Below are 23,035 nucleotides of genomic sequence, written 5' to 3' on the forward strand. Positions count from 1 at the left end.
CATGGGAGCGCAAGACATTATTTGCTGTCTTTGACTTCTTTGAAGTCAGCGTCAACAACGTCGTCTTGCTTGGCGCCTGCGTCCGATGCGCCAGCAGCTTGCTGTGCACCTTCCGCGCCGCCGGCAGCTTGCTGCGCTTGCATGTCGGCATACATTTTTTCGCCCAGTTTCTGCGATGCGCTCGACAGTGCTTCCACCTTGGCGTCGATCTCAGCCTTGTCGCCCGCCTTGATGCTTGCTTCCAGGTCGGTGATCGCCGCTTCGATCTTCTCTTTCTCGCCCGCATCCAGCTTGTCGCCGTATTCGGTCAAGGATTTCCGGGTCGAGTGTACCAGAGCATCGGCCTGGTTGCGCGACTCGGCCAATTCTTTGACCTTCTTGTCTTCTTCCGCGTTCAACTCGGCGTCTTTGACCATCTTCTGGATTTCAGCCTCGGTCAAGCCGGAATTGGCCTTGATCGTGATCTTGTTTTCCTTGCCGGTGGCCTTGTCTTTCGCGCCGACATGCAAGATGCCGTTGGCGTCGATGTCGAAGGTCACTTCGATCTGTGGCGTACCACGCGATGCTGGCGGGATACCTTCCAGATTGAATTCGCCCAGGCCCTTGTTGCCGGCGGCGATTTCGCGCTCACCCTGGAAGACCTTGATGGTCACCGCAGGCTGGTTGTCGTCGGCCGTCGAGAACACCTGGCTGAACTTGGTCGGAATCGTCGTGTTTTTGTGGATCATCTTGGTCATCACGCCGCCCAGGGTTTCGATACCCAGGGACAGAGGGGTGACGTCCAGCAACAGCAAGTCTTTGCGTTCGCCCGACAGGACCGAACCTTGAATCGCTGCGCCCACGGCGACGGCTTCGTCCGGGTTCACGTCCTTGCGTGGATCCTTGCCGAAGAATTCCTTCACTTTTTCCTGCACCTTCGGCATACGCGTCATACCGCCGACCAGGATGATGTCATCGATGTCCGACACTTTCACGCCAGCATCTTTGATGGCGATGCGGCATGGTTCCATCGTGGCCGTGATCAGCTCTTCCACCAGGGATTCCAGCTTGGCGCGGGTCATCTTCAGGTTCAAGTGGACCGGTGCGCCGTTCGCCATGGCGATGTACGGCTCGTTGATCTCAGTTTGTTGCGACGACGACAACTCGATCTTCGCGCGCTCGGCCGAAGCCTTGATGCGCTGCAGAGCGATCGGATCTTTTTTCAGGTCGATGCCGTTGATCTTCTTGAACTCGTCGATGATGTAATCGATGACGCGTTGGTCGAAGTCTTCGCCGCCCAGGAAGGTGTCGCCATTGGTCGACAGCACTTCAAATTGTTTTTCGCCATCAACATCTGCGATTTCGATGATCGACACGTCGAACGTACCGCCGCCCAAGTCATACACGGCGATTTTACGGTCGCCTTTTTCGGTCTTGTCCAGGCCAAACGCCAGCGCTGCCGCGGTTGGCTCGTTGATGATGCGCTTGACGTCCAGACCAGCGATACGGCCTGCATCCTTGGTCGCTTGACGCTGCGAGTCGTTGAAGTACGCAGGCACGGTGATGACGGCTTCGGTGACTTCTTCACCGAGGTAGTCTTCTGCCGTTTTCTTCATCTTGCGCAGCACTTCAGCCGAAATTTGTGGCGGCGCCAGTTTTTTGTCGCGCACGCCGATCCATGCATCGCCATTGTCGGCTTTCATGATTTGGTATGGCATCAGCGCGATGTCTTTTTGGACTTCTTTTTCGTCGAACTTGCGACCGATCAAACGCTTGACTGCGTACAGCGTGTTTTTCGGATTGGTAACGGCCTGGCGTTTCGCTGGCGCGCCGACGAGAATTTCGCCATCTTCTTGATAAGCAATAATCGACGGCGTCGTGCGTGCGCCTTCAGCGTTTTCGATTACCTTTGGTTGACCGTTTTCCATGATGGAAACGCAGGAATTCGTGGTTCCCAGATCGATACCGATAATTCTACCCATGATTTTTTCCTTTTATTTGCTAGATTTCAGATGGTTCTTATATGTGGCAAAGCGGCATGGTTTCAAGGCTTGCTTGATGCCGCCCTCTGATTATTTTGCTTGCGCGGTCGTTACAATGGCTGGACGCAACAGGCGGTCCGCAATCATATAGCCCTTTTGCAGGACTGACACGATGGTATTGGCTTCCTGCTCCGCTGGCACCACGGCAACAGCCTGGTGTTTCATCGGATCCAGCTTTTCACCCTGCACTGGCAACACTTCCACCAGGCGGTTGCGCTCGAACGCGGCGTTCAGTTGCTTCAGGGTCATCTCGACGCCTTCTTTCAGCGATTCGATGGTCGGTGCTTCCACCGTCAGCGCCGTTTCCAGGCTGTCTTTCACCGGCACCATGGCTTCGGCAAAGCTTTCCACTGCGAATTTGTGCGCTTTAGCAACATCTTCCTGCGCGCGGCGGCGAATGTTTTCGCCATCGGCCTTGGCGCGCATGAAGGCATCGTGCATCTCTGCGAGACGCGCTTCGGTACTCGCCAGTTGCTCTTCCAAAGTAGGCTCTGCGGGAGCCGCGTCGTCCGCTTGCGGATTAGGTACAGCTTGGTTTTCCTGATCTTGCATCTAGAAAGCTCCTACAATCAATGACTTAAATGAGTTAGTCTAATTATCTTTACAACACTGACGGGCAGATGGGGCTATATCCTATTGTTTCAAGGGGTATGCATGGCAAAACCAGCGATTACATCGATCCATGTTACAGCTTATTACAAAGCACTTCCCATTTCGGGCAGCGATCCGTGCGCGCCCCCCCTTGAGTTTCCAGGCTTCCCACGGCGAAGCGGGCATTCTACCAGCCCCGCCGCAGCCATCGCCACTGGCGGCGATGCTATCTTGATAGTACTTTTGTCGCGCCAGACATGACAAAGCCGCGCAAGCGCGGCCTCTTATTGTTAAAAAGTTAATATTGTTTAATTCGCCGCGCCCAGCGCCAGCGCCGCCGTGCGCGCCTGCTCGCCCGCTTTCCTGTCGGCCTCGCGCTGCGGCGCCGTCTTCATCGTCGGCCAGCCTATCATGTGTTGCTCGGCAATCTCCGCCATGCCCGCAATCCAGGCTGGCGTTTCGTTCAGGCAAGCGATGTAATGAAACTGCTGGCCACCGGCCGTTTCGAAATCATGCTTGGCTTCCATGGCGATCTCTTCAAGCGTTTCCAGACAATCGCTGGTAAAGCCCGGACAAAGCAGATCGACGCGCTTGATACCCTGTTGTGCCAGCGCCACCAGGGTGGGGGCCGTGTACGGCTGCAGCCATTCGGCCTTGCCAAAGCGCGACTGGAAGGTCACCACATATTGCTCTTTAGCCAACCCCAACTTTTCCGCCAGCAGGCGCGCCGTTTTCAGGCATTGGCAATGGTAAGGGTCGCCCAGCAGCAGGGTGCGCTTGGGCACGCCGTGAAAACTCATCACCAGTTTTTCCGGACGGCCATGCGCTTCCCAGTGGTTCAGCACGGAATCGCGCAAGGCGTCGATATACGTGTCGTGCTCGTGATACTGCTTAATAAAGCGCAATTCCGGCACATTGCGCACCGTGGCGTAATGGGCAAACACGGCGTCGTAGATGGAACCCGTCGTCGTGCCCGAGTATTGCGGATACGCAGGCAGGATGGCGATGCGCTCGCAGCCTTCGCTTTTCAACTTGGCCAGCACCTCGGGCAAGGAAGGCGAACCGTAGCGCATGGCCATGGCCACCGTGACGCCGTCATGGCCACGCTCGGCCAGGGCGCCGGCCAGCAATTTCGCCTGTTTCTGCGTATGCACTTTCAAGGGCGAGCCCTCGCGCGTCCAGATCGACGCGTATTTCTTGGCCGACTGGCCAGAGCGGAACGGCAAAATGATCAGGTTCAAAATGAACCACCAGACCAGGCGGGGAATCTCCACCACGCGCGGGTCTGACAAAAATTGCTTCAGGTAGCGCCGAACGGCCGACGAGGTCGGCGCATCGGGCGTGCCCAGGTTGACCAGCACCACGGCGCTGCGGTCGATACTGCCATGCGTGTACGGCGGCTCTGTTTGAAATGACATAAAGGCTCTTCGAAGGCGTTGGATGGATTAGCCCAACCATTATAGTTACATTGCGTCAACATCGGGAAAGATGGAAAGGAACGGCATAAGGCTAACTGCCATTCTCACCAGACCGGTTTACGCTAACAACGCCTAACAAAACCGTAGCGAGCGGCAGCGAGTTGTGGCTGAGAAGCGGAGCTGTGCGAATGCACAGTGAGCATCGCAGGCCGCAAATCGCGACGCGCAGTAGGTTTGGTTAGGTGTGCTAGATAGCCAGTAATTCACGGGCATGCTTGCGCGTGGTGGCCGTGATTTCCAGGCCGCCCAGCATGCGCGCCACTTCTTCCACGCGGGCCTTGGCATCGAGCATGTCGATGCGCGAAGCTGTCTTGCCATTGTCCAGGGTGCTTTTTGCCACCTGAAAATGCTGGTTCGCCTGGCTGGCCACTTGCGGCAAGTGGGTCACGCACAGCACCTGGCGTCCCTGCCCCAGGCGTTTCAGCAGCCGGCCCACCACTTCGGCGACGGCGCCGCCGATGCCGCTGTCGACCTCGTCGAAGATCAGGGTCGGCGTGGTGGTGGCGTGCGAGGTGATGACGGAAATGGCCAGCGCGATGCGCGCCAGTTCGCCGCCGGACGCCACTTTCGCCAGCGAGCGGGGTGCCGTGCCCGCATGGCCGGCGACGAGGAATTCCACCTGCTCCAGGCCGTGGGCGGCCGGTTCGCATGGATTGAGGGCGATCTCGAAGCTGCCGCCCGTCATGCTCAATTCCTGCATGGCGCGCGTGACGGCTTGCCCCAGCTCCAGCGCGGCGGCGCGGCGCGTGTTGGACAGGCGGCCTGCCACGTCGCGGTACTCGGCTTCGATCTTCGCTTCCTGGCGCAGCAAGCCCTCGATATCGGAAGCGTCGGCCAGGTGCTGCAGCTTTTCCGACAGCTTGGCGTGCTCCTCAGGCAATTCTTCGGGCGTGACGCGGAATTTGCGGGCAGTGCTGTGCATGGCTTCCATGCGCGCATCGAGCTGGTGCAGGCGCTCAGGGTCCAGTTCGACCCGGTCCAGGTAATTGTTCAGCGCGTATACGGATTCCTGCAGCTGGATGCGCGACGATTCGATCAGGTCGACAATGGGCTGCAATTCCGCATCCACGGACACCAGCTTGCCCAGCTTCTGGTTCAAGGCCGACAGTTGCGACACGATAGGGTGGTCTTCCGACTCGGAAATGAGGGATAGGGCTTCCTGCGCCCCTTCCAGCAGGCTGGCCGCGTGCGACAGGCGGCTGTGCTCGTTCGTGATCTCCGTCCACTCGCCGGGCTTGGCCGCCAGTTTTTCCAGTTCGCCCACTTGCCATTCCAGGCGTTCGCGCTCGTACAGCACGTTGGCGGCATTCGTTTCGAATTCTTCGCGCTGGCGCACGAGGGCGCGCCAGCGCTTGTGCAGCGCCGCCACTTGCCGCACATCCTGCTCCGCGCCCGCTTCGCGCGCCGTCGCCTGGCCGTCGAGCAAGGCGCGCTGCGCTTCGCTTTTCAACAGCGACTGGTGCGCGTGCTGGCCGTGGATATCGACCAGCATGTCCCCCAATTCGCGCAACTGCGCGGCCGTGGCGGGGATGCCGTTGATATACGCCTTCGAGCGGCCCGCATTGTCGATCACGCGGCGCAGCAGCGCGCCGCCATCGTCGTTGGCGAATTCATGCGCCACCAGCCAGGCCTGCGCCACCTCGCTGACGGAGAAATCGGCCGTGATGTCGGCCTTGGCCGCGCCTTCGCGCACCACGCTGGCGTCGCCGCGCCCGCCCAGCGCCAGGGTCAGCGCATCGATGAGGATGGACTTGCCGGCGCCCGTCTCACCCGTCAGCACGCTGAAGCCGGCGGAAAATTCCAGTTCAATGGTATCGACAATGACAAAATCGCGAATGGACAGTGTATGGAGCATGGCTTCTGTGGTTAGGCGGCGCACCGCGGGTTAGCGTGGAGAAAACTTGTTAGCTGAGCTTGCCCTCGCCCGACGGGTACTCATTCCAGTGCAATTTTTCACGCAGGGTGTTGTAGTAACTCCACCCTTCCGGATGCAGGAAGGTAATCGTGTGCGGCGAACGGCGGATGAGGATGCGGTCTTGCTGGACCAGGCTGGCAAAGGTCTGCATGTCGAAATTGACGCTGATATCGCGCCCGCGCACGATTTCCACCACGATCTGGCTGGAGTCGGGCAGGACGATGGGGCGGTTTGACAGCGCATGCGGGGCAATCGGCACGAGCACGATGCCACCCAGGGTCGGGTGCAGCAAGGGGCCGCCGGCCGACAGCGCATATGCGGTCGAGCCCGTGGGCGTGGCGATGATCAGCCCGTCAGAGCGCTGGTTGTACATGAAGTGGCCATCGACCTCGACGCGCAATTCCGCCATGCCGGCACCGCCGCCCCGCGAGACGACGACATCGTTGACGGCCATGCCCACGTGAATCGACTCGCCATCGCGCAGCACGCTGCCTTCGAGCAAGGTGCGGCGTTCGGCCTTGAAGCGGCCGCCGAGAATTTGCGCCAATACAGGCAGCATGCGCTCGAGCGGGATATCCGTCATGAAACCCAATCGCCCTTGATTGATACCGATCAAGGGGACGTCGAATGGCGCCAACTGGCGCGCAATGCCCAGCATGGTGCCGTCGCCACCCATGACGATGGCGCAATCGGCGGCGGCGCCGATCTCAGCCGGCGACATGGCGCGCACGCCGGGAAACGCCAGGTTCAGATGCGCGGCCGTCTCCGCTTCAAAGACCACCGTGTGGCCCAGCACCTGCAGGAAATCCACGATGCTTTTAACGGGCTCGGCAATGCCATCCGTATTCTGGCGCACGACCAGAGCGATGGTCTTGGCGCCCAGGTTGAAGCGCTCGCCAGGGGCTGGCAAGGTTGCGGCTGGCTGTTCGGCGTGTGTATCGACGGGCATAAGAGTCTCGGATGTAAATTCAGTGGCAAGCCGCCCCAGGCTGTCGCGTCGCACGCCGCCACCGCATGATACTGTATATATGAACAGTATAGTGCGGCTGCCGTGTGCCTGCAAGGGGCGTTCTTGGTGTTCACGCAGTGTAGCGCAGAAAAAGAATCGTCCATGCGTGCGCCAGCGCTCCCAGCATGGACAAATCCGCTTGCAGACGGCCTGAAGCGGCAGGACACTGGGTTCACGTCATCTTTACTGTCAGGAGGCCATATGCATACCCCACCAAGTGAACGCAAGATCAATACCGATGAAAAGGTCAAAAATGACGGTGTCGACCGTCTGCCGCACGAGCGCGATGAATCGCCCGATGCGCAAAACGTGCGCCCGCGCAAAATCATGCAACAGGCGGCCAGCGACCTGGAGCGCGGCCTGGTCGATACGGACCGGCACGCCCAACCCGGTGTGGAAAAGGTCAAGCCCGCCGCGCCGCAGCAAGCCCGCCCCGACGCGCAACTGGAACCAAAGAAGGCGCGCTGAATCGTATCCTCATGCACTGCTATTGTTCCGGAGTACGCCATGCACCGCTATGTCTGTCCCTTCTTGCTGGCCGCTGCCTGCGGCACCACGCTCGCCCACGCCCAGGCGCCCGCCATGCCCGTGGGCTTCGGCCCGCAGCCCGCCCTGCCCGCACCGGACAGGCAATTCATTCCCACCGTCAACGTAGCACCCGTGCAGCGCTGGACGGCCGCGCAGCGCCCCGTGGTCGCGCCCGGCCTGGCCATCCAGGCGTATGCGCGCGACCTCGACCATCCGCGCTGGCTGTACGTGCTGCCGAATGGCGACGTGCTCGTGGCGGAAACGAATGCCCCGCCGAAACCGGACGACAGCAAGGGCATCAAGGGTGCCATCATGCAGATGCAAATGAAAAAGGCGGGTGCCGCCACGCCCAGCGCCAACCGCATCACCCTTCTACGCGGCCTTGACGCGAATGGCGTGGCGCAATCGCGCAGCGTGTTCCTGCAAGGCCTGAACTCGCCATTCGGCATGGCCCTGGTGGGCAAGGAGCTGTACATCGCCAACTCGGACGCACTGATGCGCTTCCCGTACGAAACAGGACAGACCGCCATCACGGCGCAGGGCGTGAAGGTGATGGATTTGCCGGGCGGGTCCATCAATCACCACTGGACCAAGAACGTCGTCGCCAGCGCCGACGGCAAATTTCTCTATGTTTCCGTCGGGTCCAACAGCAATGTGGGCGAGAACGGCATGGGGGCCGAAGATGGCCGCGCCGCCATTTGGCAATTCACGCGCGCGACGGGCAAGGCACGCGTGTATGCCACCGGCTTGCGCAATCCGAATGGCATGGCCTGGCAGCCCAAAACGGGCGCCCTGTGGACAGCCGTCAATGAGCGCGACGAGCTAGGCAACGACCTGGTGCCGGACTATATGACCTCGGTCAAGGAAGGCGCCTTCTATGGCTGGCCCTACAGTTACTTCGGCCAGCACGTCGATGCACGGGTCAAGCCGCCGCGCCCCGAACTGGTGGCCACCGCCATCGCGCCCGACTATGCGCTGGGTGCGCACACGGCCTCGCTGGGACTGGCATTCTATGACGGCACCTTGCTACCCGAACGCTACCGGGGCGGTGCCTTCATCGGCCAGCACGGCTCATGGAACCGCAAGCCCTTCAGCGGCTACAAAGTCATCCATGTGCCCTTCGCCAATGGCGTGCCCAGCGGCCCGCCACAGGATGTCGTCAGCGGCTTCCTGGACGAGAACGGCAAGGCGCAGGGGCGCCCCGTCGGCGTGGCCGTTGACAAGGCGGGCGCACTGCTGGTCGCGGACGACGTGGGCAATGTCATCTGGCGCGTGACACCTGCGCCTTGAGTGCATGGACGCCGCGCATGCGCCCCCTGTGTGACGCAACGAACGGAAGCGCCAGGGTGGGGCGCGCATGATGGATGTTCGAACCACGCAAGGAGTACATCATGAAAAAAACAGGATCAGCCGTCTGGAGTGGAGGCCTTAAAGATGGCAAAGGGTTTATTTCCACCCAAAGCGGCGCGCTCGACAATGTGGCATATGGATTCAACACGCGCTTCGAAGACGGTCCCGGCAGCAACCCGGAAGAATTGATCGGCGCTGCCCATGCCGCCTGCTTCACCATGGCCCTGTCCGGCCAGCTGGGAGAGGCGGGCCTGCGCGCCACGGCCCTGAAAACCACGGCCGATGTCAGTCTGGAAAAAATCGATGGCAGCTATGCCATCACGGCCGTCCACCTGACCCTGGTGGCCAGCATTCCTGGCGCCACCGAGGAAGCGTTCCAGGGTGCAGCACTGCGCGCCAAGCTCGGTTGCCCCGTGTCCAAGTTGCTGGCCACGGAAATTACCCTGGACGCCCATCTGGAGTAAATCCAGGGCCACTGACGTCACCGTCCACTGCTGTCCTGCACCAGGGCAGTCGGGGCGGTCTCGGCAAGAAAGCCATAAAACGCATAAAATCCTGCCATTCTCCTCTCACCCTCAAGGATTTACGATGCGTATTTTGCACACCATGTTGCGGGTCGGCGACCTGCAGCGCTCCATCGATTTTTACACCAAGGTCCTGGGCATGAAGCTGCTGCGCACCAGCGATAACCCGGAATACCAGTACACGCTGGCTTTCGTCGGCTATGGCTCGAACCCCGACCACGCGGAACTGGAACTGACGTATAACTATGGCACCACCAGCTACGAGCTGGGCACGGCGTATGGCCACATCGCCATCTCGGCCGACGATATCGTCGCCGCTTGCGATGCGGCACGCGCGAATGGCGGCAACGTCACGCGCGAACCGGGCCCCGTGAAAGGTGGCAACACGGTCATCGCCTTCATCACCGACCCGGACGGCTACAAGATCGAGTTGATCGAACGCAAGTTCGACGGCCAGGGCGGCGGCTTGTAATACCTCAGCCTGGCTCGACGGCCTGTGCAATGGCCGCGCGTAGCCAGGCGATGCCCGCATCGCCGTCCGTACGGCGGTGCCGTATCACTTCAAACGCAAACGGCGCGATGGCAAACGGCGCAGCATACAGCGCCAGCCCTTGCGCCGCGCTTGCCTGCAAGGCGCGCCGCGCCACCGTCAGTATCAAGTCCGTCCCCATCACGACATTCGGTGCGACCGTCCAGTAAGGCACACGCACGGCGATGCGGCGCGTCTGGCCCAGCTGGGCCAGCGCCGCGTCGACTTCGGCCGCCATGCCGATTTCGCTGGACGCCACCAGCACATGCGGGCGCGCCAGATAGGTGTCCAGACTCCATGTTTCGCCCGGCGCCAGGCTGGCCGGGTCCAGCGCGCATACGAACGTTTCCTCGAATAAGGTTTCCCTGTGTAACTGCTCGGGCAATTGCGGGAACACACCCAGCGCCATGTCGATCTCGCCATCCTGCACACCAGCGACCACGGCTTGGCGGCTGGCATAGCTGACGACGAGGTCGATGCCGGGCGCTTCCACGCGCAAGCGGTGCAGCAAGGCAGGCAAAATCAGCGCTGCGCCATAGTCTGACATGGCCAGGCGGAACACGCGCTGTGCCGTGGCCGCCTCAAAAACGGCGCCGCCCAGCACGGAGCGCACGCTTTGCAGGGCCTCGGCCAGGGGCCGCGACAATTCCAAAGCGCGCGCTGTGGGCTGGAAGCCGCCCTTGCCGCGCAGCAGCAGCGGGTCGTCGAGCAGATGGCGCAGGCGTGACAGCGCGTGGCTGACGGCAGGCTGGCTCATATGCAAGCGCTCCGCCGCGCGCGACAAATGGCGTTCGCTGAGCAACGCTTCCAGGATCACCAGCAAGTTCAAATCGACGGCGCGCAGATTATTCATTTGGTGCATGGTTGGCTGACAAATTACGAATTGGATTTAATCATGACAGCATAATACGATGCCCCCATCAACTCAACAGTGATGGAGTCACACATGCAAGGATGGATTACCGTATTCGCCCCGCTGGCCATGCTGGCCGGCGCCGTCGTCCCCTTCCAGGCGGGCGCGAATGCCGCGCTGGGCCGCAACCTGGGCCACCCGCTGTGGGCCACCCTCGCCTCGCTGGCCGTCAGCGCCGTGCTCGCATCGCTCGTGATGCTGCTCTGGCGGGTGCCGGCGCCCGAGGTCAGCCTCGCCATGCGCGGGCCGGGCTGGTCCTGGCTGGGCGGCGCAGCCGGCGTGTTCTATATTACGGCCGCGCTGATGCTGGCGCCGCGCATGGGTTCCGGTCCCTTCATGGCGGCCGTCATCGGCGGGCAAATGCTGGCCGCACTGGCCATCGACCGCTACGGCTTGCTGGGCTTTGCCGTCAAGCATATTTCTCCGCTGCACTGGGGCGGTGCGGGCCTGGTGGTGGCCGGTGTCGTGCTGACACAATTCGCCAACAGCCGTGCCGTGTGACAACACCGCTAGACGAAAAAAAACCAGCGCCGTTGCCGGTGCCGGTTTTAATTTTGAACAATACCTGGTTTATTTGTCGAGCAAGGCGTTGACGGGCATCAAATCCGTTTCCTTCAGGGTGCCAGCCGCCGCCTTCAGGCGCAAGCCGTTCATGATGGTGTCGTAGCGCGCTTTCGACAGGTCTTTTTGCGTCGAGAACAATTGTTTCTGCGCATTCAAGACATCGATATTGATGCGCACGCCTACCTGGTAGCCGAGCTGGTTCGATTCCAGCGCCGATTTGCTCGACACTTCCGCCGCTTCCAGCGCCTTGACTTGCGCCAGGCCGCTGTTGACGCCCAGGAAAGCCTGGCGCGCGCCTTGCGACGCCGTGCGGCGTGCCGTTTCCAGGTCGTTGCGGGCCTTGTTTTCCAGCGCTATCGACTCGCGTACCTTGCTGGTGACGGCAAAGCCGCTGAAGATGGGGATGCTCCACTGCACGCCGATGGCATTGTTGTTGGCGCTGCCAGTGCCGCCACCCGTCGTATAGGTATGGCCCGTGTTGGCGATCAGGTCCAGGGTCGGATAGTGGCCCGCGCGGTTGCGGCCAATGTCGCGCTTGGCCGATTCCACGTTGAACTGGGCCGTGACGACGCCATAGTTCTGCTCTTCGGCGGATGACACCCACGGTTCGATGGCGGCCGGTTCCGGCGCGCTGATGATCACGCCCGTGCGCATGGGCGCCAGGCTCGTTGGCGCTTCGCCGATGATGGTTTGCAGGGCGCTGCGCTTGTTGGCCAGGTCATTGATGGCGGCAAATTCCTGCGCCACCACCAGGTCATAGGCCGCCTGCGCTTCGTGCGTGTCGGTAATCGTTTGCGTGCCGACTTCGAAGTTGCGCTTGGCCGATGCCAGTTGTTCCGTCGTGGCGACCTTTTGCGCCTGCGTGGCGCCCAGGTTGTCCTGCGCGCTGAGCACGTCAAAATACGCCTGCGCCACGCGCGTGATCAAGTCTTGCTGCACTTGTGCAAATTGCGCTTCAGCAATCGCTTGTGCCAGTTTGCTTTGCTGGTAAGTTTCCCAACGGTCCCAGCGGAACAGCGGCTGCGCCAGGGTCAGATTGTAGGTATTCGTGTGCACCTTCACCGTCGGCATGGAGATCGTGCTGGTGATCGGCTCGATGCTGTTGCGCGTATTGCTGCCCGAAGCGGAAATCTGCGGCAGCAAGCCTGCCAGCCCCTGCGGAACCCGCTCCATCCCGGCCGACAGGGCCGCACGCGCGCTGGCATACTGCGCGTCATTGGCCAGCGCCTGCTGGTACACCTGGATGAGATCGGCCGCCTGCGCTTGCAGCGAGCATGTCATCGAGACAAAGGCGCTGGTCATCAGCACGGCGATAAGGGGTTTCCGCATTGCATTTCTCCGTTGGAGTCGTCAAAAGTTGATGGAATCAAAAATCTGCTACCGCTTGCCTTGCGCCCGCCGGATGAGCGGGGTACAGGCCTCCGCAGGCATGCATGAAAACATGCCTGGGTGCAACTACTGCAAAATAACTTAGTATTTAGGCATTGCGCTGTCAACTTGCAGCGCCCAGGCATGCACGCCGCCCGTCAAATTACTGATCTTGCCAAAACCATTGCGCTCCAGGAATGCCGCCACTTGCATGCTGCGCATGCCGTGATGGCAAATGCAGACGATCTCGGCATCTTCATCGAGGTCATCGATGCGCGCAGGAATCGAGTTCATCTGCATCAGGGTGGCACCGTCGAGGTGGCACAGATCGAATTCCCACTGTTCGCGCACGTCGAGCAAAAACGGGCGCGGGCGGGAAGGGTCAGCCAGCCAGGCGGCCAGCTGCGGTGCACTCAAATGCTCCATCGAATTGCTCGCCTCAGAACTGGAAATGCGACGGTGCCACGGCTTGCAGTGGCGTGACGTTGGTTTCAAACAGCTTGCGCGTGTCGTAAGCCTTGTCCGAACTGCGCGTGATCAAATGCGCCGACATGATCGGCGCTTCGCCGATGATGGCCAGGATGCGGCCGCCGACTTTCACTTGTTGCAACAGTGCTTCCGGCAACACGGCCAGGGCGCCGGAAACGACGATCACGTCGTACGGTGCGCCCTTGCTCCAGCCTTGGGCGGCGTCGCCCAGTTCCACGGTCACGTTCGTCACGCCGTTGGCGGCCAGGTTCTGCTCGGCCAGGGTTTTCAATTGGGGAACGATTTCCACACTCGTCACATGACGTGCCTTGTACGCCAGCAAAGCGGCCATGTAGCCGCTACCGGTGCCGATCTCCAGCACATTTTCATGCTTTTTGACGGCTACGTCTTGCAAAATACGCGCTTCCAGCTTCGGCGTGAGCATGTATTCGCCGCCGCCCAGTGGAATTTCCGTATCGACGAAGGCCAGGTTTTTATAGGCGGCCGGCACGAAATCTTCACGCTTGACCACGTTCAACAGCTCCAGCACGTCGATATCCAGTACGTCCCATGGACGGATCTGCTGTTCGATCATATTGAAGCGGGCTTGTTCGATATTCATCTTTGGACTCGGTAAGTGAAGTAATAATCCGCCATTTTATCGTTGAACTGGCTGAAAGCACATGTTAACCATAAAGGCGGGGAATGGAGGAAATTTGCGACGATCTGCAGATTTGGGGGGGCGAACCTTGGAAAAGGGGCAACTGAACGGTAGCAGGCAGGCCCGGCGCATCAGCTTTTCCCTGGCGCCTCCAGCTGCAGGCTGCGCAGGCTCATGTCGATAAACGCATCCATGTAGGCGAGCGGATCGATGTTCTTGACCTCGCATGGCAGAAAGGAATGCGTCCACATCATGAGCATGGTGACGGGCGCGCTGAGGATGGCGCTGACCAGCACGGGATCAACCTGGCGGAACTCGCCGCGGCGCATACCGCGCTCGACCAGGCTGACGATCAGCGCATTACCGCGCGCGACCACCTCTTCGTTGTAAAACTGCGCCAGTTCCGGGAAATTGTTCGATTCGGCCAGCATCAGCTTGGTCAAGCCGGCCAGCTTGGTGGCGCCGAACTCTTCCCACCATTGCATCATCGTGCTGCGCAACAACTCGGCGCTGGTGCTGTCCGAGACGGCCATGCTGTCTTCCGCCTCGCCAATGGAATGCACGATATTGTCGCGCACCACGGCCTTGAACAGCTCTTGTTTATTCTCAAAGTACAGGTACAGCGTGCCCTTCGACACGCCGGCCCGCTTGGCCACATCCTCCAGGCGCGTCGATGCAAACCCCCGTTCGACAAACAGGTCGAGGGCGGCGGCGAGCAATTCCTGCGGACGCGCATCCTTGCGCCGCTCCCAGCGGGGCTTGGTATCAATCGGGGCTTGCATGTATCTTTCCAAGTAACTTACTTTTGAGTCATTAATAGTAGACCTGTCTGCCGCCAAGGTCAAGCGCAGGCCACTGGCGCGACGCGGGGCACCGCCCGGTACGCCGAACACGGGTATTGTACGCTCCGTGCCGGCGTTGGCGACAGCTCCTCTGGCGCCGAACCTGTGGCGCCAGGTGAAGCAGAATGCGTTTCAGCCCCCGTTTTGCGCAGTTCATCGCATTTCCACTCAGCAAGCGTGTCAGATTTGCTACCTTGCTATCAACAGCACGGCAGCCGCGGCGCGGCAGCCGGCTTTTTTCTTGTTCCGAACTACAACAATCATAAAGGAAACACCATGCGTACCTTGCTGGCCCTGTGCTGTGCCGTTGCCCTTGGCGGTTGCGCCATCGTCATCAACCCCAACGATGGCGAAGTGCGCTATGCCGACGCGGGTGGCAATGCCACCCAGGGCAACGAGCAAGTGAGCCGCGATGTGCGCCAGGTCAGCAACATCAACACGCTCGACATCGACAGCATGAAGCGCATCGATATGAAGATCGACGTGCGCGTCGGCCCGGCAACATCGCTGGTGATCGAAGCGGACAGCAATCTGCAGCCGCGCATCCATAGCGAAGTAAGCGGCAACACCCTGCGCATCTGGAGCGATACAAACATTCGCAGCAGCAATGGCATCCACGTCATTTATACGACGCCGCAATTGAAGAAGATCAACATCTCCGGCTCTGGCCGCCTGGTGGCCAGTGGTTTCAATGGCGAAGATTTCAGCCTGGAGCAACGTGGTTCGATGAAGAGCGAACTGTCGGGCAAGGTGGGACGCTTGGACGTTGCCAACAATGGCTCGGGCAGCATCAATGCGGCGGCCCTCGCCAGCGGCAATACGGATGCGGTGCAGAACGGTTCGGGCAACATCCAGCTGGGCACTGTGCGCGGCGAACGCATCAACGTGGCCGTCAACGGCTCGGGCAGTATCAGCGCCAGCGGCGCCGTGCAACGCCTCGACGCCAACGTGAATGGCTCGGGCGATATCAACCTGGCCGCCCTGCACAGCGACGTTGCCTATCTGGCGAGCAACGGTTCCGGCGACGTCGATGTCACTGTCCAGAGTGAAGTCAATGCCCGCGCCAGCGGTTCCGGCCGCATCACCGTGCATGGCGATCCGGCCCGCCGCACCCTGTCGGGCAAGCGCGTCAGCATCGTGCGTTAGCCACCACCCTGGCGAGATGCAGGGTACGGGGGCCGGCTTGCTATACTGTCGGCTCCTCACCCGCTCGCCTGAAATCCCATGTCACCTTCTGCCACCCTGGCATGCCGCCCATCCTGCGGCGCCTGCTGCACCGCGCCCTCCATCACCAGCCCGATTCCTGGCATGCCGGATGGCAAACCTGCGGGCGTGCGCTGCGTGCAACTGGCCGAGGACAACCGCTGCAAGATCTTTGGCCAACCGGAGCGGCCCGCGTTTTGCGGCGGCTTGCAGCCGTCCGCAGAGATGTGCGGCAGCAGCCGCGAACATGCCATCGGCTGGCTGGCAGAGCTGGAACGGCTGACGGCGCCCTGAACGGCGGCGCCAGCCCTCTCCCTTTAGAGGCCGTCTTCGACTGCTGCCGAGGCTTCTTCTGCGTCGCGCAGGCGCTTGTATTCCAACAGCATGACAAGGCCCAGATAGATCAGCAGCAGGAACAGGGAATCGCGCGCATCGCGCCAGCCCAGCGTAGCGTAGCGCATCCAGTGCATGACATTAAAAAACAATACCGCCCCCATAATCCCCCATCCATGGCGGCGCATGGCACGGTCCAGCAGGGTGGCCAGCAACGACGTACGTGACAGCATGATGTTTCCCTATTCATTCTATTTTTTGCAACACTAACAGAAATTATGCCTTTCTGGCAATGCCTGCCAAGTTCATACATCCGGCTTGACTCAGATTGCACGTTTGCGTATATTCATGCACATTCCTGCACGCTTACAAGCTCATATGTCTGCCACCCTGCTCCTCAAACAACGCCACGCGCTGATCCAGCAACAATTGCACGCCGACGGCCGCGTGCTGGCGCTGGACTTGGCGCGCCAGCTCGACGTGTCCGAAGATACGATACGGCGCGACCTGCGCGAGATGGCGGCGGCCGGCCTGTGCCAGCGCGTGTATGGCGGCGCCCTGCCGCTGGCGCCGGACGGCGGTACGCTGGCACAGCGCAAGCACGAAGCGCCGGAACGCAAGGCGAGCCTGGCGCAGGCCGCCGTGTCCCTCGTGCGCGCGGGCCAGGTGCTGTTCCTCGACGCGGGGTCGACCAACCTGGCCATCGCCAGCGCCTTGCCGGAGCTGGCGCTCACTGTGATCACCAATGCGCCGGCGATTGCCATGGCGCTCATGGAGCGTCCCGAAATCGAGCTGATCATGGCTGGCGGCCGGGTCGACCGCCGTGCCGGCGCCAGCCTGGGCCCGCAGGCGCTGCGCACCGTCGAACGCATGCATCCCGACCTGTGCTTCCTGGGCGCCTGCGGCGCCGACGCGGACGCGGGCATCACGGCCTTTAATTATGACGAGGCCGAATTCAAGCGCAGCATCGCCGGCGCCAGCAAGGCCGTCGTCGTGGCCGTCACCAGCGACAAGCTGGGCACGGCCGCGCCCTTCGGCGTACTGGCCACGGGCTTGCTGCAACACCTGGTGCTCGAAGCCGATGCCGATGCCGCGCACGCGGCCGCCTTTGAACGGCTGGGCGTGCAAGTGCTGCGCACCCGTGCCTGATTTTTATTCACCCTGACTCTGGAAAACCGCTCCCATGCATCTCACCGGTACCCTGCAACAACGCGCCACGCGCCTGGTCTTCTTCGCCGCCGGCCTAGGCATGGCCGCCTGGGCCCCGCTGGTTCCCTACGCCAAGTCGCGCCTGGGCCTCGATGAAGCCACCCTCGGCATCTTGCTGCTATGCCTGGGCGCCGGCTCGCTGTGCGCGATGCCGTTTACGGGCATGCTCGCGGCCCGCTTCGGCTGCCGCAAGGTCATCGTCGCCGCCGGCCTGCTCCTGACCGCCATCCTGCCCGGCCTGGCGCTGGCCGCCACGCCGCTGCAACTGGGCCTGGTGCTGCTGGTGTTCGGCGCGGCCATGGGAACCTTCGATGTGGCCATCAATATCCAGGCCGTGATCATCGAAAAAGCCAACGGCGGCGCCATGATGTCGGGTTTTCATGCGCTGTTCAGCGTGGGCGGTTTCGCCGGCGCGGCCTGCATGGCCCTGCTGCTGTGGCTGGGCCTGACACCGGCCTGGTCCTGCGTGGTAGTGATGCTGCTGCTGTGCGGCGTGCTTGGCGCGGCGCAAGGCCATCTGCTGCCGACAGCGTCCGCATCCGGCGAAAAGACGCCACTGTTCGTCATGCCGCATGGCGCCGTCATTTTCATCGGCCTGCTGTGCTTTATCGTCTTCCTGGCCGAAGGCGCGATTCTCGACTGGAGCGCCCTGTTCCTCACCACCACGCGTGGCGTCGAAGAAGCCAAGGGCGGCCTCGGCTACGCCGCCTTCGCCATCGCCATGACGCTGGGCCGCTTCACGGGCGACAAGGTGGTCAGCCGCTTTGGCGGCAAGCGGGTACTTACTTTTGGCGGCTTGTGCGCAGCGGGCGGCTTCTTCCTGGCCGTGCTGGCGCCCCACGCCAGCCTTGCCATGCTTGGCTTCGTGCTGATCGGCCTGGGTGCAGCGAACATCGTGCCCATCCTGTTCACGGCCGCCGGCAACCAGCGTGCCATGCCGGCCAGCCTGGCGGTGGCGGCCATCACCACCATCGGCTATGCGGGCATCCTGGCCGGTCCGGCAGTGATCGGTTTCGTGGCCCACGCCACCAGCCTGAATATCGCCTTCGCCATGCTGGGCGCCGCCCTGCTGCTGGTGGCGGCCAGCGCGCGCCTGGTGGCGCCGGCAAAACAGGCATCCTGATCCTCCCTCACGCCTGGCGGACGACGCTAAAAAAGCGCCGCCCGTCAGCGCCCAAATAAGGTTGGCAAGCCTCTGTCGTGGTAAGCTTCGACCCCGCGCACATTGCTGGCGCCACGCGCTCACCCCATCCAGTCACTTACACCCGTTTATACATCTATGGATCTCATTCTTGCGTTAAAAGCCATCATCATGGGGCTGGTCGAAGGTTTTACGGAATTCTTGCCGATTTCGTCCACGGGTCATCTGATCCTGGCCGGCAGCCTGCTCGACTTTACCAAGGATGTATCAAAAGAGGTCATGGATGTCTTCGAGATTGCCATCCAGGCCGGCGCCATCCTGGCCGTGTGCTGGGAATACCGCCAGCGCATCGGCAGCGTGCTGTCTACCTTCAGCACCGAGGTCAAGTCGCGCAAGTTCGTGCTGAACGTGGCCATTGCCTTCCTGCCGCTGGCCATCATTGGCCTGGCCATCGGCAAGATGATCAAGCATGCGCTGTTCAAGCCCGTGCCAGTGGCGATGGCCTTCATCATCGGCGGCATCATCATCTTGCTGGTAGAGCGCCGCGCGCGCACCAATCCCGTCACCGTACGCGTCAACTCGGTCGATGAAATGACGCCGCTCGACGCCTTGAAAGTGGGCTGCGCGCAGGCATTTGCTCTGATTCCAGGCACCAGCCGTTCCGGCTCGACCATCATCGGCGGCATGCTGCTGGGCCTGTCGCGCAAGACCGCCACCGAATTCTCGTTCTTCCTGGCCATCCCCACCCTGCTGGCGGCCACCTTCTACTCGCTGTACAAAGCGCGCGACATCCTGTCGGCCACCGATGTGCCCCTGTTCGGCCTGGGCACCGTGGCAGCCTTCATCTCCGCCTTCCTGTGCGTGCGCTGGCTGCTGCGTTACATCAGCTCGCACGACTTCACGTTTTTTGCCTGGTACCGCATTGTGTTTGGCTTGCTGGTCCTGGCCAGCGCCCACTACGGCTGGGTTGTTTGGGCAGAATAAGGCACTATGAATCAAGATCTTAACCAGCGCGCGCTGCACCTGCTGCAGACCGTTTTCGGCTATCCGGCCTTCCGCGGCCAGCAAGCCGACATCGTCGACCACGTCAGCCATGGCGGCGATGCGCTGGTGCTGATGCCCACGGGTGGCGGCAAGTCGCTGTGCTATCAGATTCCCGCGCTGCTACGCGATGGCGTGGGCGTCGTCGTCTCGCCATTGATCGCGCTGATGCAGGACCAGGTGGACGCGCTGGCCGAAGTGGGTGTGCGCGCCGCCTTCCTGAACTCTACGCAAACCTACGAAGAAGCAAGCCGCATCGAGCGACTGGTGCGCACGGGCGGCATCGATGTCGTCTACGTGGCGCCCGAGCGCCTGATGACGCAGCGTTGCCTGGACCTGTTCCAGGCGTCAAAAATCTCCCTGTTTGCCATCGACGAGGCGCATTGCGTGGCCCAATGGGGCCATGACTTCCGCCCCGAATACATCAAGCTGTCGGTGCTGCACGAGCAGTTCCCGGACGTGCCGCGCATCGCGCTCACTGCCACGGCCGACCCGCAGACGCGTGCCGAAATCGCCCTGCGTTTGCAGCTGGAAGACGCGCGCCAGTTCGTTTCCTCCTTCGATCGGCCGAACATCCGCTACCAGATCGTGGAAAAGGCGAATGGCCGCAAGCAGCTGCTCGACTTCATCAACACGGAACACACGGGCGACTGCGGCATCGTCTACTGCCTGTCGCGCAAGAAGGTCGAAGAAACGGCGGAGTTCCTGAACCAGAGCGGCATCCGCGCCCTGCCCTACCACGCCGGCATGGAATACGCCAAACGCAGCGCCAACCAGGCGCGCTTCCTGCGCGAAGAAAATATCGTCATGGTCGCCACCATCGCCTTCGGCATGGGCATCGACAAGCCCGATGTGCGCTTCGTGGCGCATCTGGATCTGCCGAAAAGCATCGAGGGCTATTACCAGGAAACGGGCCGCGCGGGCCGCGACGGCATGGCCGCCAACGCCTGGATGGCGTATGGCTTGCAGGACGTGGTGCTGCAGCGGCGCATGATCGATGAATCGGAAGCGGACGACACTTTCAAGCGCGTGCTGGGCGTGAAACTCGACGCCATGCTGGGCCTGTGCGAAACGCTCAGCTGCCGCCGCATGCGCCTGCTCGAATACTTCGGCGAACCGGCTTCGCCGTGCGGCAATTGCGACACCTGCCTGGTGCCGCCCGTGTCGTTCGACGGCACGGTGCCCGTGCAAAAACTGCTGTCGGCCATCTACCGCGTCGACCAGCGCTTCGCCGGCGGCCACGTGATCGACGTGCTGCGCGGCGTGGAATCGGAACGCATCAAGACCTGGCACCACGATTCACTGTCCGTCTTCGGCATCGGCTCTGACCTGGGCGAAGCGGAGTGGAAAGCTATCCTGCGCCAGGCCATCGCGCTGGGCCTCGTCTCGGTCGACCATGAACAATACAGCTCGCTGAAACTGACGGACGCATCGCGCCCCGTGCTCAAGGGCGGCCAGAAGGTGCAGCTGCGCCAGTACCAGAAACCGGTGAAAACCAGCAAGCGCGGCACCAGCGTGGCGAAGGGCTATGTCGAGACGGACCTGTCCACCAGCGAGCAGGCAATTTTCGACAAGCTGCGCTGGTGGCGGGTGGAGACGGCGCGCACGCACAATGTGCCCGCCTACGTGATTTTCGTCGATGCCACCCTGCGCGAAATCGCCAAAGCCAAGCCTACCTCGCTGGAGCAGATGCGCGGCGTGAGTGGCGTGGGTGAGAAAAAACTGGCCTCGTACGGCGACGACATTGTCGCCATGATCCTGGAGATGATTTAATGGAAGCACTCTCGTCCGACCTGATTTACCAGGCCGTGAAACTGCTTGGCGCGCAGCGCGACGCCAGCGAAGAGCAAGAAGAGGAACAATTGCGCGCCCTGGTGCGCGACGAACTCACCGTACGCCGCCTGGCCGACGTGATTCCGGAAGCGTTCGGCCTGGTGCTGGCGTCACACCTTCCCGGCGCCGAAAACATGACCCTGCCCGACACCTTCTGCGCCCAGGACGACGACGAATGGGTGGAGTTCAGCATGCGCCGCGAACCGATCTTTGTTGTCGCCTTGGACATCGCCCAGCACACCTTCCACAATGGTCCGCGCGCGCTGATGCAGAACCTGGCGGACCGCAGCTCCCTGCTCTCGACCATCAACAAGGCCCTGGACGCGGGCAGCTCGCTCGATGGCACGACGCTGGGCCCGCCATCCTTCTTCGGCCTGCCCGCCGCGCTGTACCAGCCGGCGGCATCAAGCGATACGCCCTGACCATTTCATTTTGCCCCTGCCCTTGATAACGGAACGCTGCCGCGATGGAAACCAAATGGCTGGAAGACTTCATCTCGCTCGCTGAAACGCATAATTTCAGCCGTTCCGCGGCGCTGCGCCACGTCACCCAGCCCGCCTTCTCGCGGCGCATCCAGTCGCTGGAAAACTGGCTCGGCATCGACCTGGTTGACCGCACCTCCTACCCCACGCGATTGACGCCGGCTGGCGCCGTGTTTTACGAGCAGGCGCTGGAAATGCTGGGGCAGATCAACGGCGTGCGCGCCCTGTTGCGCGGCAAGCGGGCGGCCACGCAAACGAGTGTCGACTTCGCCGTGCCGCACACCTTGTCGCTGACTTTCATGCCGAAATGGCTGACGGCGCTGGAAGAAGGTTTTGCGCCGATCAACAGCCGTTTGATGGCCCTGAACGTGCACGACGCCGTGCTGCAACTGGTCGATGGCGGCTGCGACCTGCTGCTGTGCTATCACCATCCGCGCCAGCCGGTGCAGCTGGACCCGGGCCGCTATGACATGCTGGTGATGGGCCGCGAAACCCTGCGCGCGTATGCGCGCTGCGGCCAGGACAAGGTGCCCGACTTCGTCCTGCCGGGCAGCGCCAAGGAACCGCTGCCTTTCCTCTCCTATACCAGCAATGCCTACCTGGGACGCATGGTGGAACTGCTGGTGGCCGATGCCAAGGCGCCCCTGTTCCTGGAAACCTGCTACGAAACGGACATGGCCGAAGGCTTGAAAATGATGGCGCTTGAAGGCCGCGGCATCGCCTTCCTGCCCGAATCGGCCGTCATGCGCGATGTCAAGTACAAGCACCTGGCGCGCGCCGACGGCGGCGCGCCAGGCTGGGAAATCGAGCTGGAAATCCGTTTGTACCGCGAACGGCCGTCCAGCCTGCGTCCGGGAAAGCAGATCGTCGAAAGCCTGTGGCAATACCTGGTGCAGGCCCAGGAAGGCAGGGCGCGCGCAGGCAAACGCCGCAAACGCGCCACAGAGACCGCCCGGTCCTGACTGGCAATCCTGGCAATACAACTATGCAATAAATGCATAACCGGATGCGCACAAAGCATTGGCCGGGGCA

The 23,035-nt window shown here is 61.7% G+C and carries 24 protein-coding genes; 13 read left to right on the forward strand and 11 right to left on the reverse strand.

Annotated elements, in window-relative coordinates; translation table 11 throughout:
- Window positions 1-17: 17 nt before the first annotated feature.
- From dnaK to ACQ4WZ_RS17445, 5 genes are all read right to left on the reverse strand, one after another.
- On the reverse strand, window positions 18-1,961 hold the full coding sequence (gene dnaK, locus ACQ4WZ_RS17425; RefSeq protein WP_034745982.1) for a molecular chaperone DnaK: 1,944 nt from the start codon (window positions 1,959-1,961) through the stop codon (window positions 18-20).
- A 90-nt stretch (window positions 1,962-2,051) separates the two neighbouring features.
- Window positions 2,052-2,573 carry a nucleotide exchange factor GrpE gene (gene grpE / locus ACQ4WZ_RS17430; RefSeq protein WP_101482971.1) on the reverse strand — a complete coding sequence of 174 codons (522 nt, stop codon included), beginning with the start codon at window positions 2,571-2,573 and terminating at the stop codon, window positions 2,052-2,054.
- 347 nt (window positions 2,574-2,920) lie between these two features.
- Window positions 2,921-4,030 (reverse strand): ferrochelatase, encoded by a 1,110-nt coding sequence (hemH, locus tag ACQ4WZ_RS17435; RefSeq protein WP_101482972.1) that lies wholly within the window; start codon window positions 4,028-4,030, stop codon window positions 2,921-2,923.
- A gap of 247 nt (window positions 4,031-4,277) precedes the next feature.
- Entirely contained in the window at window positions 4,278-5,945 is a 1,668-nt protein-coding gene (recN, locus tag ACQ4WZ_RS17440) for a DNA repair protein RecN (RefSeq protein WP_436574080.1), read from the reverse strand.
- A 49-nt stretch (window positions 5,946-5,994) separates the two neighbouring features.
- Window positions 5,995-6,954, reverse strand: coding sequence for an NAD kinase (locus tag ACQ4WZ_RS17445; RefSeq protein WP_226938801.1), 960 nt, complete (start codon window positions 6,952-6,954; stop codon window positions 5,995-5,997).
- 261 nt (window positions 6,955-7,215) lie between these two features.
- Between ACQ4WZ_RS17445 and ACQ4WZ_RS17450 the strand changes: the two genes are divergently transcribed.
- The 4 genes from ACQ4WZ_RS17450 to gloA all read left to right on the forward strand — a co-directional run bounded on the left by ACQ4WZ_RS17450 (window position 7,216) and on the right by gloA (window position 9,888).
- On the forward strand, window positions 7,216-7,482 hold the full coding sequence (locus ACQ4WZ_RS17450; protein ID WP_101482974.1) for a hypothetical protein: 267 nt from the start codon (window positions 7,216-7,218) through the stop codon (window positions 7,480-7,482).
- Window positions 7,483-7,521: 39 nt separating this feature from the next.
- On the forward strand, window positions 7,522-8,832 hold the full coding sequence (locus tag ACQ4WZ_RS17455) for a PQQ-dependent sugar dehydrogenase (protein ID WP_101482975.1): 1,311 nt from the start codon (window positions 7,522-7,524) through the stop codon (window positions 8,830-8,832).
- Between the two features lie 101 nt (window positions 8,833-8,933).
- Window positions 8,934-9,356 carry an OsmC family protein gene (locus ACQ4WZ_RS17460; RefSeq protein ID WP_436574081.1) on the forward strand — a complete coding sequence of 141 codons (423 nt, stop codon included), beginning with the start codon at window positions 8,934-8,936 and terminating at the stop codon, window positions 9,354-9,356.
- A 124-nt stretch (window positions 9,357-9,480) separates the two neighbouring features.
- A complete protein-coding gene (gene gloA, locus ACQ4WZ_RS17465; RefSeq protein ID WP_010401713.1) occupies window positions 9,481-9,888 on the forward strand; it encodes a lactoylglutathione lyase in 408 nt (135 codons plus the stop codon).
- Window positions 9,889-9,892: 4 nt separating this feature from the next.
- On the opposite strand, the gene ACQ4WZ_RS17470 is transcribed toward gloA, so the two are convergent.
- A complete protein-coding gene (locus ACQ4WZ_RS17470) occupies window positions 9,893-10,798 on the reverse strand; it encodes a LysR substrate-binding domain-containing protein (RefSeq protein WP_436574082.1) in 906 nt (301 codons plus the stop codon).
- A gap of 93 nt (window positions 10,799-10,891) precedes the next feature.
- Here ACQ4WZ_RS17470 and ACQ4WZ_RS17475 point away from each other — a divergent pair, with 93 nt between their 5' ends.
- Entirely contained in the window at window positions 10,892-11,359 is a 468-nt protein-coding gene (locus ACQ4WZ_RS17475; protein ID WP_133989184.1) for a DMT family transporter, read from the forward strand.
- A gap of 69 nt (window positions 11,360-11,428) precedes the next feature.
- Here the strand turns inward: ACQ4WZ_RS17475 and ACQ4WZ_RS17480 are convergent, their stop codons facing one another.
- From ACQ4WZ_RS17480 to ACQ4WZ_RS17495, 4 genes are all read right to left on the reverse strand, one after another.
- Window positions 11,429-12,751, reverse strand: a complete 1,323-nt coding sequence (locus ACQ4WZ_RS17480) for a TolC family outer membrane protein (RefSeq protein ID WP_101482978.1) — start codon at window positions 12,749-12,751, stop codon at window positions 11,429-11,431.
- A gap of 141 nt (window positions 12,752-12,892) precedes the next feature.
- Window positions 12,893-13,216 (reverse strand): rhodanese-like domain-containing protein, encoded by a 324-nt coding sequence (locus ACQ4WZ_RS17485; protein ID WP_034788759.1) that lies wholly within the window; start codon window positions 13,214-13,216, stop codon window positions 12,893-12,895.
- Between the two features lie 13 nt (window positions 13,217-13,229).
- Window positions 13,230-13,880: a protein-L-isoaspartate O-methyltransferase family protein gene (locus ACQ4WZ_RS17490; RefSeq protein ID WP_101482979.1), complete on the reverse strand. Its 651-nt coding sequence runs from the start codon at window positions 13,878-13,880 to the stop codon at window positions 13,230-13,232.
- A gap of 170 nt (window positions 13,881-14,050) precedes the next feature.
- Window positions 14,051-14,701 (reverse strand): TetR/AcrR family transcriptional regulator, encoded by a 651-nt coding sequence (locus tag ACQ4WZ_RS17495; protein ID WP_101482980.1) that lies wholly within the window; start codon window positions 14,699-14,701, stop codon window positions 14,051-14,053.
- Window positions 14,702-15,037: 336 nt separating this feature from the next.
- Between ACQ4WZ_RS17495 and ACQ4WZ_RS17500 the strand changes: the two genes are divergently transcribed.
- Together ACQ4WZ_RS17500 and ACQ4WZ_RS17505 are read left to right on the forward strand one after the other, a co-directional pair.
- Complete coding sequence (locus ACQ4WZ_RS17500) at window positions 15,038-15,907, forward strand: head GIN domain-containing protein (protein WP_133989183.1); 870 nt, start codon at window positions 15,038-15,040, stop codon at window positions 15,905-15,907.
- Window positions 15,908-15,985: 78 nt separating this feature from the next.
- The gene (locus ACQ4WZ_RS17505; RefSeq protein WP_436574083.1) at window positions 15,986-16,258 is read left to right on the forward strand and encodes a YkgJ family cysteine cluster protein; all 273 of its coding nucleotides are present in this window, start codon (window positions 15,986-15,988) and stop codon (window positions 16,256-16,258) included.
- 23 nt (window positions 16,259-16,281) lie between these two features.
- On the opposite strand, the gene ACQ4WZ_RS17510 is transcribed toward ACQ4WZ_RS17505, so the two are convergent.
- Entirely contained in the window at window positions 16,282-16,530 is a 249-nt protein-coding gene (locus ACQ4WZ_RS17510; RefSeq protein WP_436574084.1) for a hypothetical protein, read from the reverse strand.
- Window positions 16,531-16,675: 145 nt separating this feature from the next.
- Here ACQ4WZ_RS17510 and ACQ4WZ_RS17515 point away from each other — a divergent pair, with 145 nt between their 5' ends.
- From ACQ4WZ_RS17515 to ACQ4WZ_RS17540, 6 genes are all read left to right on the forward strand, one after another.
- Entirely contained in the window at window positions 16,676-17,446 is a 771-nt protein-coding gene (locus ACQ4WZ_RS17515; RefSeq protein ID WP_101482984.1) for a DeoR/GlpR family DNA-binding transcription regulator, read from the forward strand.
- 34 nt (window positions 17,447-17,480) lie between these two features.
- A complete protein-coding gene (locus ACQ4WZ_RS17520) occupies window positions 17,481-18,629 on the forward strand; it encodes an MFS transporter (protein ID WP_101482985.1) in 1,149 nt (382 codons plus the stop codon).
- A 156-nt stretch (window positions 18,630-18,785) separates the two neighbouring features.
- Window positions 18,786-19,631, forward strand: a complete 846-nt coding sequence (locus ACQ4WZ_RS17525; RefSeq protein ID WP_101482986.1) for an undecaprenyl-diphosphate phosphatase — start codon at window positions 18,786-18,788, stop codon at window positions 19,629-19,631.
- Window positions 19,632-19,637: 6 nt separating this feature from the next.
- Window positions 19,638-21,461 (forward strand): DNA helicase RecQ, encoded by a 1,824-nt coding sequence (gene recQ / locus ACQ4WZ_RS17530; RefSeq protein WP_101482987.1) that lies wholly within the window; start codon window positions 19,638-19,640, stop codon window positions 21,459-21,461.
- On the forward strand, window positions 21,461-21,943 hold the full coding sequence (locus tag ACQ4WZ_RS17535; protein ID WP_436574085.1) for a hypothetical protein: 483 nt from the start codon (window positions 21,461-21,463) through the stop codon (window positions 21,941-21,943). The genes recQ and ACQ4WZ_RS17535 overlap by 1 nt, the downstream gene beginning before the upstream one ends.
- A gap of 44 nt (window positions 21,944-21,987) precedes the next feature.
- A complete protein-coding gene (locus ACQ4WZ_RS17540; protein ID WP_101482989.1) occupies window positions 21,988-22,965 on the forward strand; it encodes a LysR family transcriptional regulator in 978 nt (325 codons plus the stop codon).
- The last annotated feature ends 70 nt before the right edge of the window (window positions 22,966-23,035 follow it).

Origin of the sequence: Janthinobacterium darwini (genome assembly GCF_051380905.1) — a bacterium.
Classification (GTDB): domain Bacteria; phylum Pseudomonadota; class Gammaproteobacteria; order Burkholderiales; family Burkholderiaceae_D; genus Janthinobacterium.

Coding starts and splice junctions, on each gene's coding strand:
- ACQ4WZ_RS17450 (WP_101482974.1), top strand. CDS start 7,216: ATGCATACCCCACCAAGTGAACGCAAGATCAATACCGATGAAAAGGTC.
- ACQ4WZ_RS17445 (WP_226938801.1), bottom strand. CDS start 6,954: ATGCCCGTCGATACACACGCCGAACAGCCAGCCGCAACCTTGCCAGCC.
- hemH (WP_101482972.1), bottom strand. CDS start 4,030: ATGTCATTTCAAACAGAGCCGCCGTACACGCATGGCAGTATCGACCGC.
- ACQ4WZ_RS17515 (WP_101482984.1), top strand. CDS start 16,676: ATGTCTGCCACCCTGCTCCTCAAACAACGCCACGCGCTGATCCAGCAA.
- ACQ4WZ_RS17480 (WP_101482978.1), bottom strand. CDS start 12,751: ATGCGGAAACCCCTTATCGCCGTGCTGATGACCAGCGCCTTTGTCTCG.
- ACQ4WZ_RS17540 (WP_101482989.1), top strand. CDS start 21,988: ATGGAAACCAAATGGCTGGAAGACTTCATCTCGCTCGCTGAAACGCAT.
- ACQ4WZ_RS17510 (WP_436574084.1), bottom strand. CDS start 16,530: ATGCTGTCACGTACGTCGTTGCTGGCCACCCTGCTGGACCGTGCCATG.
- gloA (WP_010401713.1), top strand. CDS start 9,481: ATGCGTATTTTGCACACCATGTTGCGGGTCGGCGACCTGCAGCGCTCC.
- ACQ4WZ_RS17495 (WP_101482980.1), bottom strand. CDS start 14,701: ATGCAAGCCCCGATTGATACCAAGCCCCGCTGGGAGCGGCGCAAGGAT.
- ACQ4WZ_RS17505 (WP_436574083.1), top strand. CDS start 15,986: ATGTCACCTTCTGCCACCCTGGCATGCCGCCCATCCTGCGGCGCCTGC.
- ACQ4WZ_RS17535 (WP_436574085.1), top strand. CDS start 21,461: ATGGAAGCACTCTCGTCCGACCTGATTTACCAGGCCGTGAAACTGCTT.
- ACQ4WZ_RS17500 (WP_133989183.1), top strand. CDS start 15,038: ATGCGTACCTTGCTGGCCCTGTGCTGTGCCGTTGCCCTTGGCGGTTGC.
- recQ (WP_101482987.1), top strand. CDS start 19,638: ATGAATCAAGATCTTAACCAGCGCGCGCTGCACCTGCTGCAGACCGTT.
- ACQ4WZ_RS17520 (WP_101482985.1), top strand. CDS start 17,481: ATGCATCTCACCGGTACCCTGCAACAACGCGCCACGCGCCTGGTCTTC.
- dnaK (WP_034745982.1), bottom strand. CDS start 1,961: ATGGGTAGAATTATCGGTATCGATCTGGGAACCACGAATTCCTGCGTT.
- grpE (WP_101482971.1), bottom strand. CDS start 2,573: ATGCAAGATCAGGAAAACCAAGCTGTACCTAATCCGCAAGCGGACGAC.
- ACQ4WZ_RS17475 (WP_133989184.1), top strand. CDS start 10,892: ATGCAAGGATGGATTACCGTATTCGCCCCGCTGGCCATGCTGGCCGGC.
- ACQ4WZ_RS17455 (WP_101482975.1), top strand. CDS start 7,522: ATGCACCGCTATGTCTGTCCCTTCTTGCTGGCCGCTGCCTGCGGCACC.
- ACQ4WZ_RS17490 (WP_101482979.1), bottom strand. CDS start 13,880: ATGAATATCGAACAAGCCCGCTTCAATATGATCGAACAGCAGATCCGT.
- recN (WP_436574080.1), bottom strand. CDS start 5,945: ATGCTCCATACACTGTCCATTCGCGATTTTGTCATTGTCGATACCATT.
- ACQ4WZ_RS17470 (WP_436574082.1), bottom strand. CDS start 10,798: ATGAATAATCTGCGCGCCGTCGATTTGAACTTGCTGGTGATCCTGGAA.
- ACQ4WZ_RS17460 (WP_436574081.1), top strand. CDS start 8,934: ATGAAAAAAACAGGATCAGCCGTCTGGAGTGGAGGCCTTAAAGATGGC.
- ACQ4WZ_RS17525 (WP_101482986.1), top strand. CDS start 18,786: ATGGATCTCATTCTTGCGTTAAAAGCCATCATCATGGGGCTGGTCGAA.
- ACQ4WZ_RS17485 (WP_034788759.1), bottom strand. CDS start 13,216: ATGGAGCATTTGAGTGCACCGCAGCTGGCCGCCTGGCTGGCTGACCCT.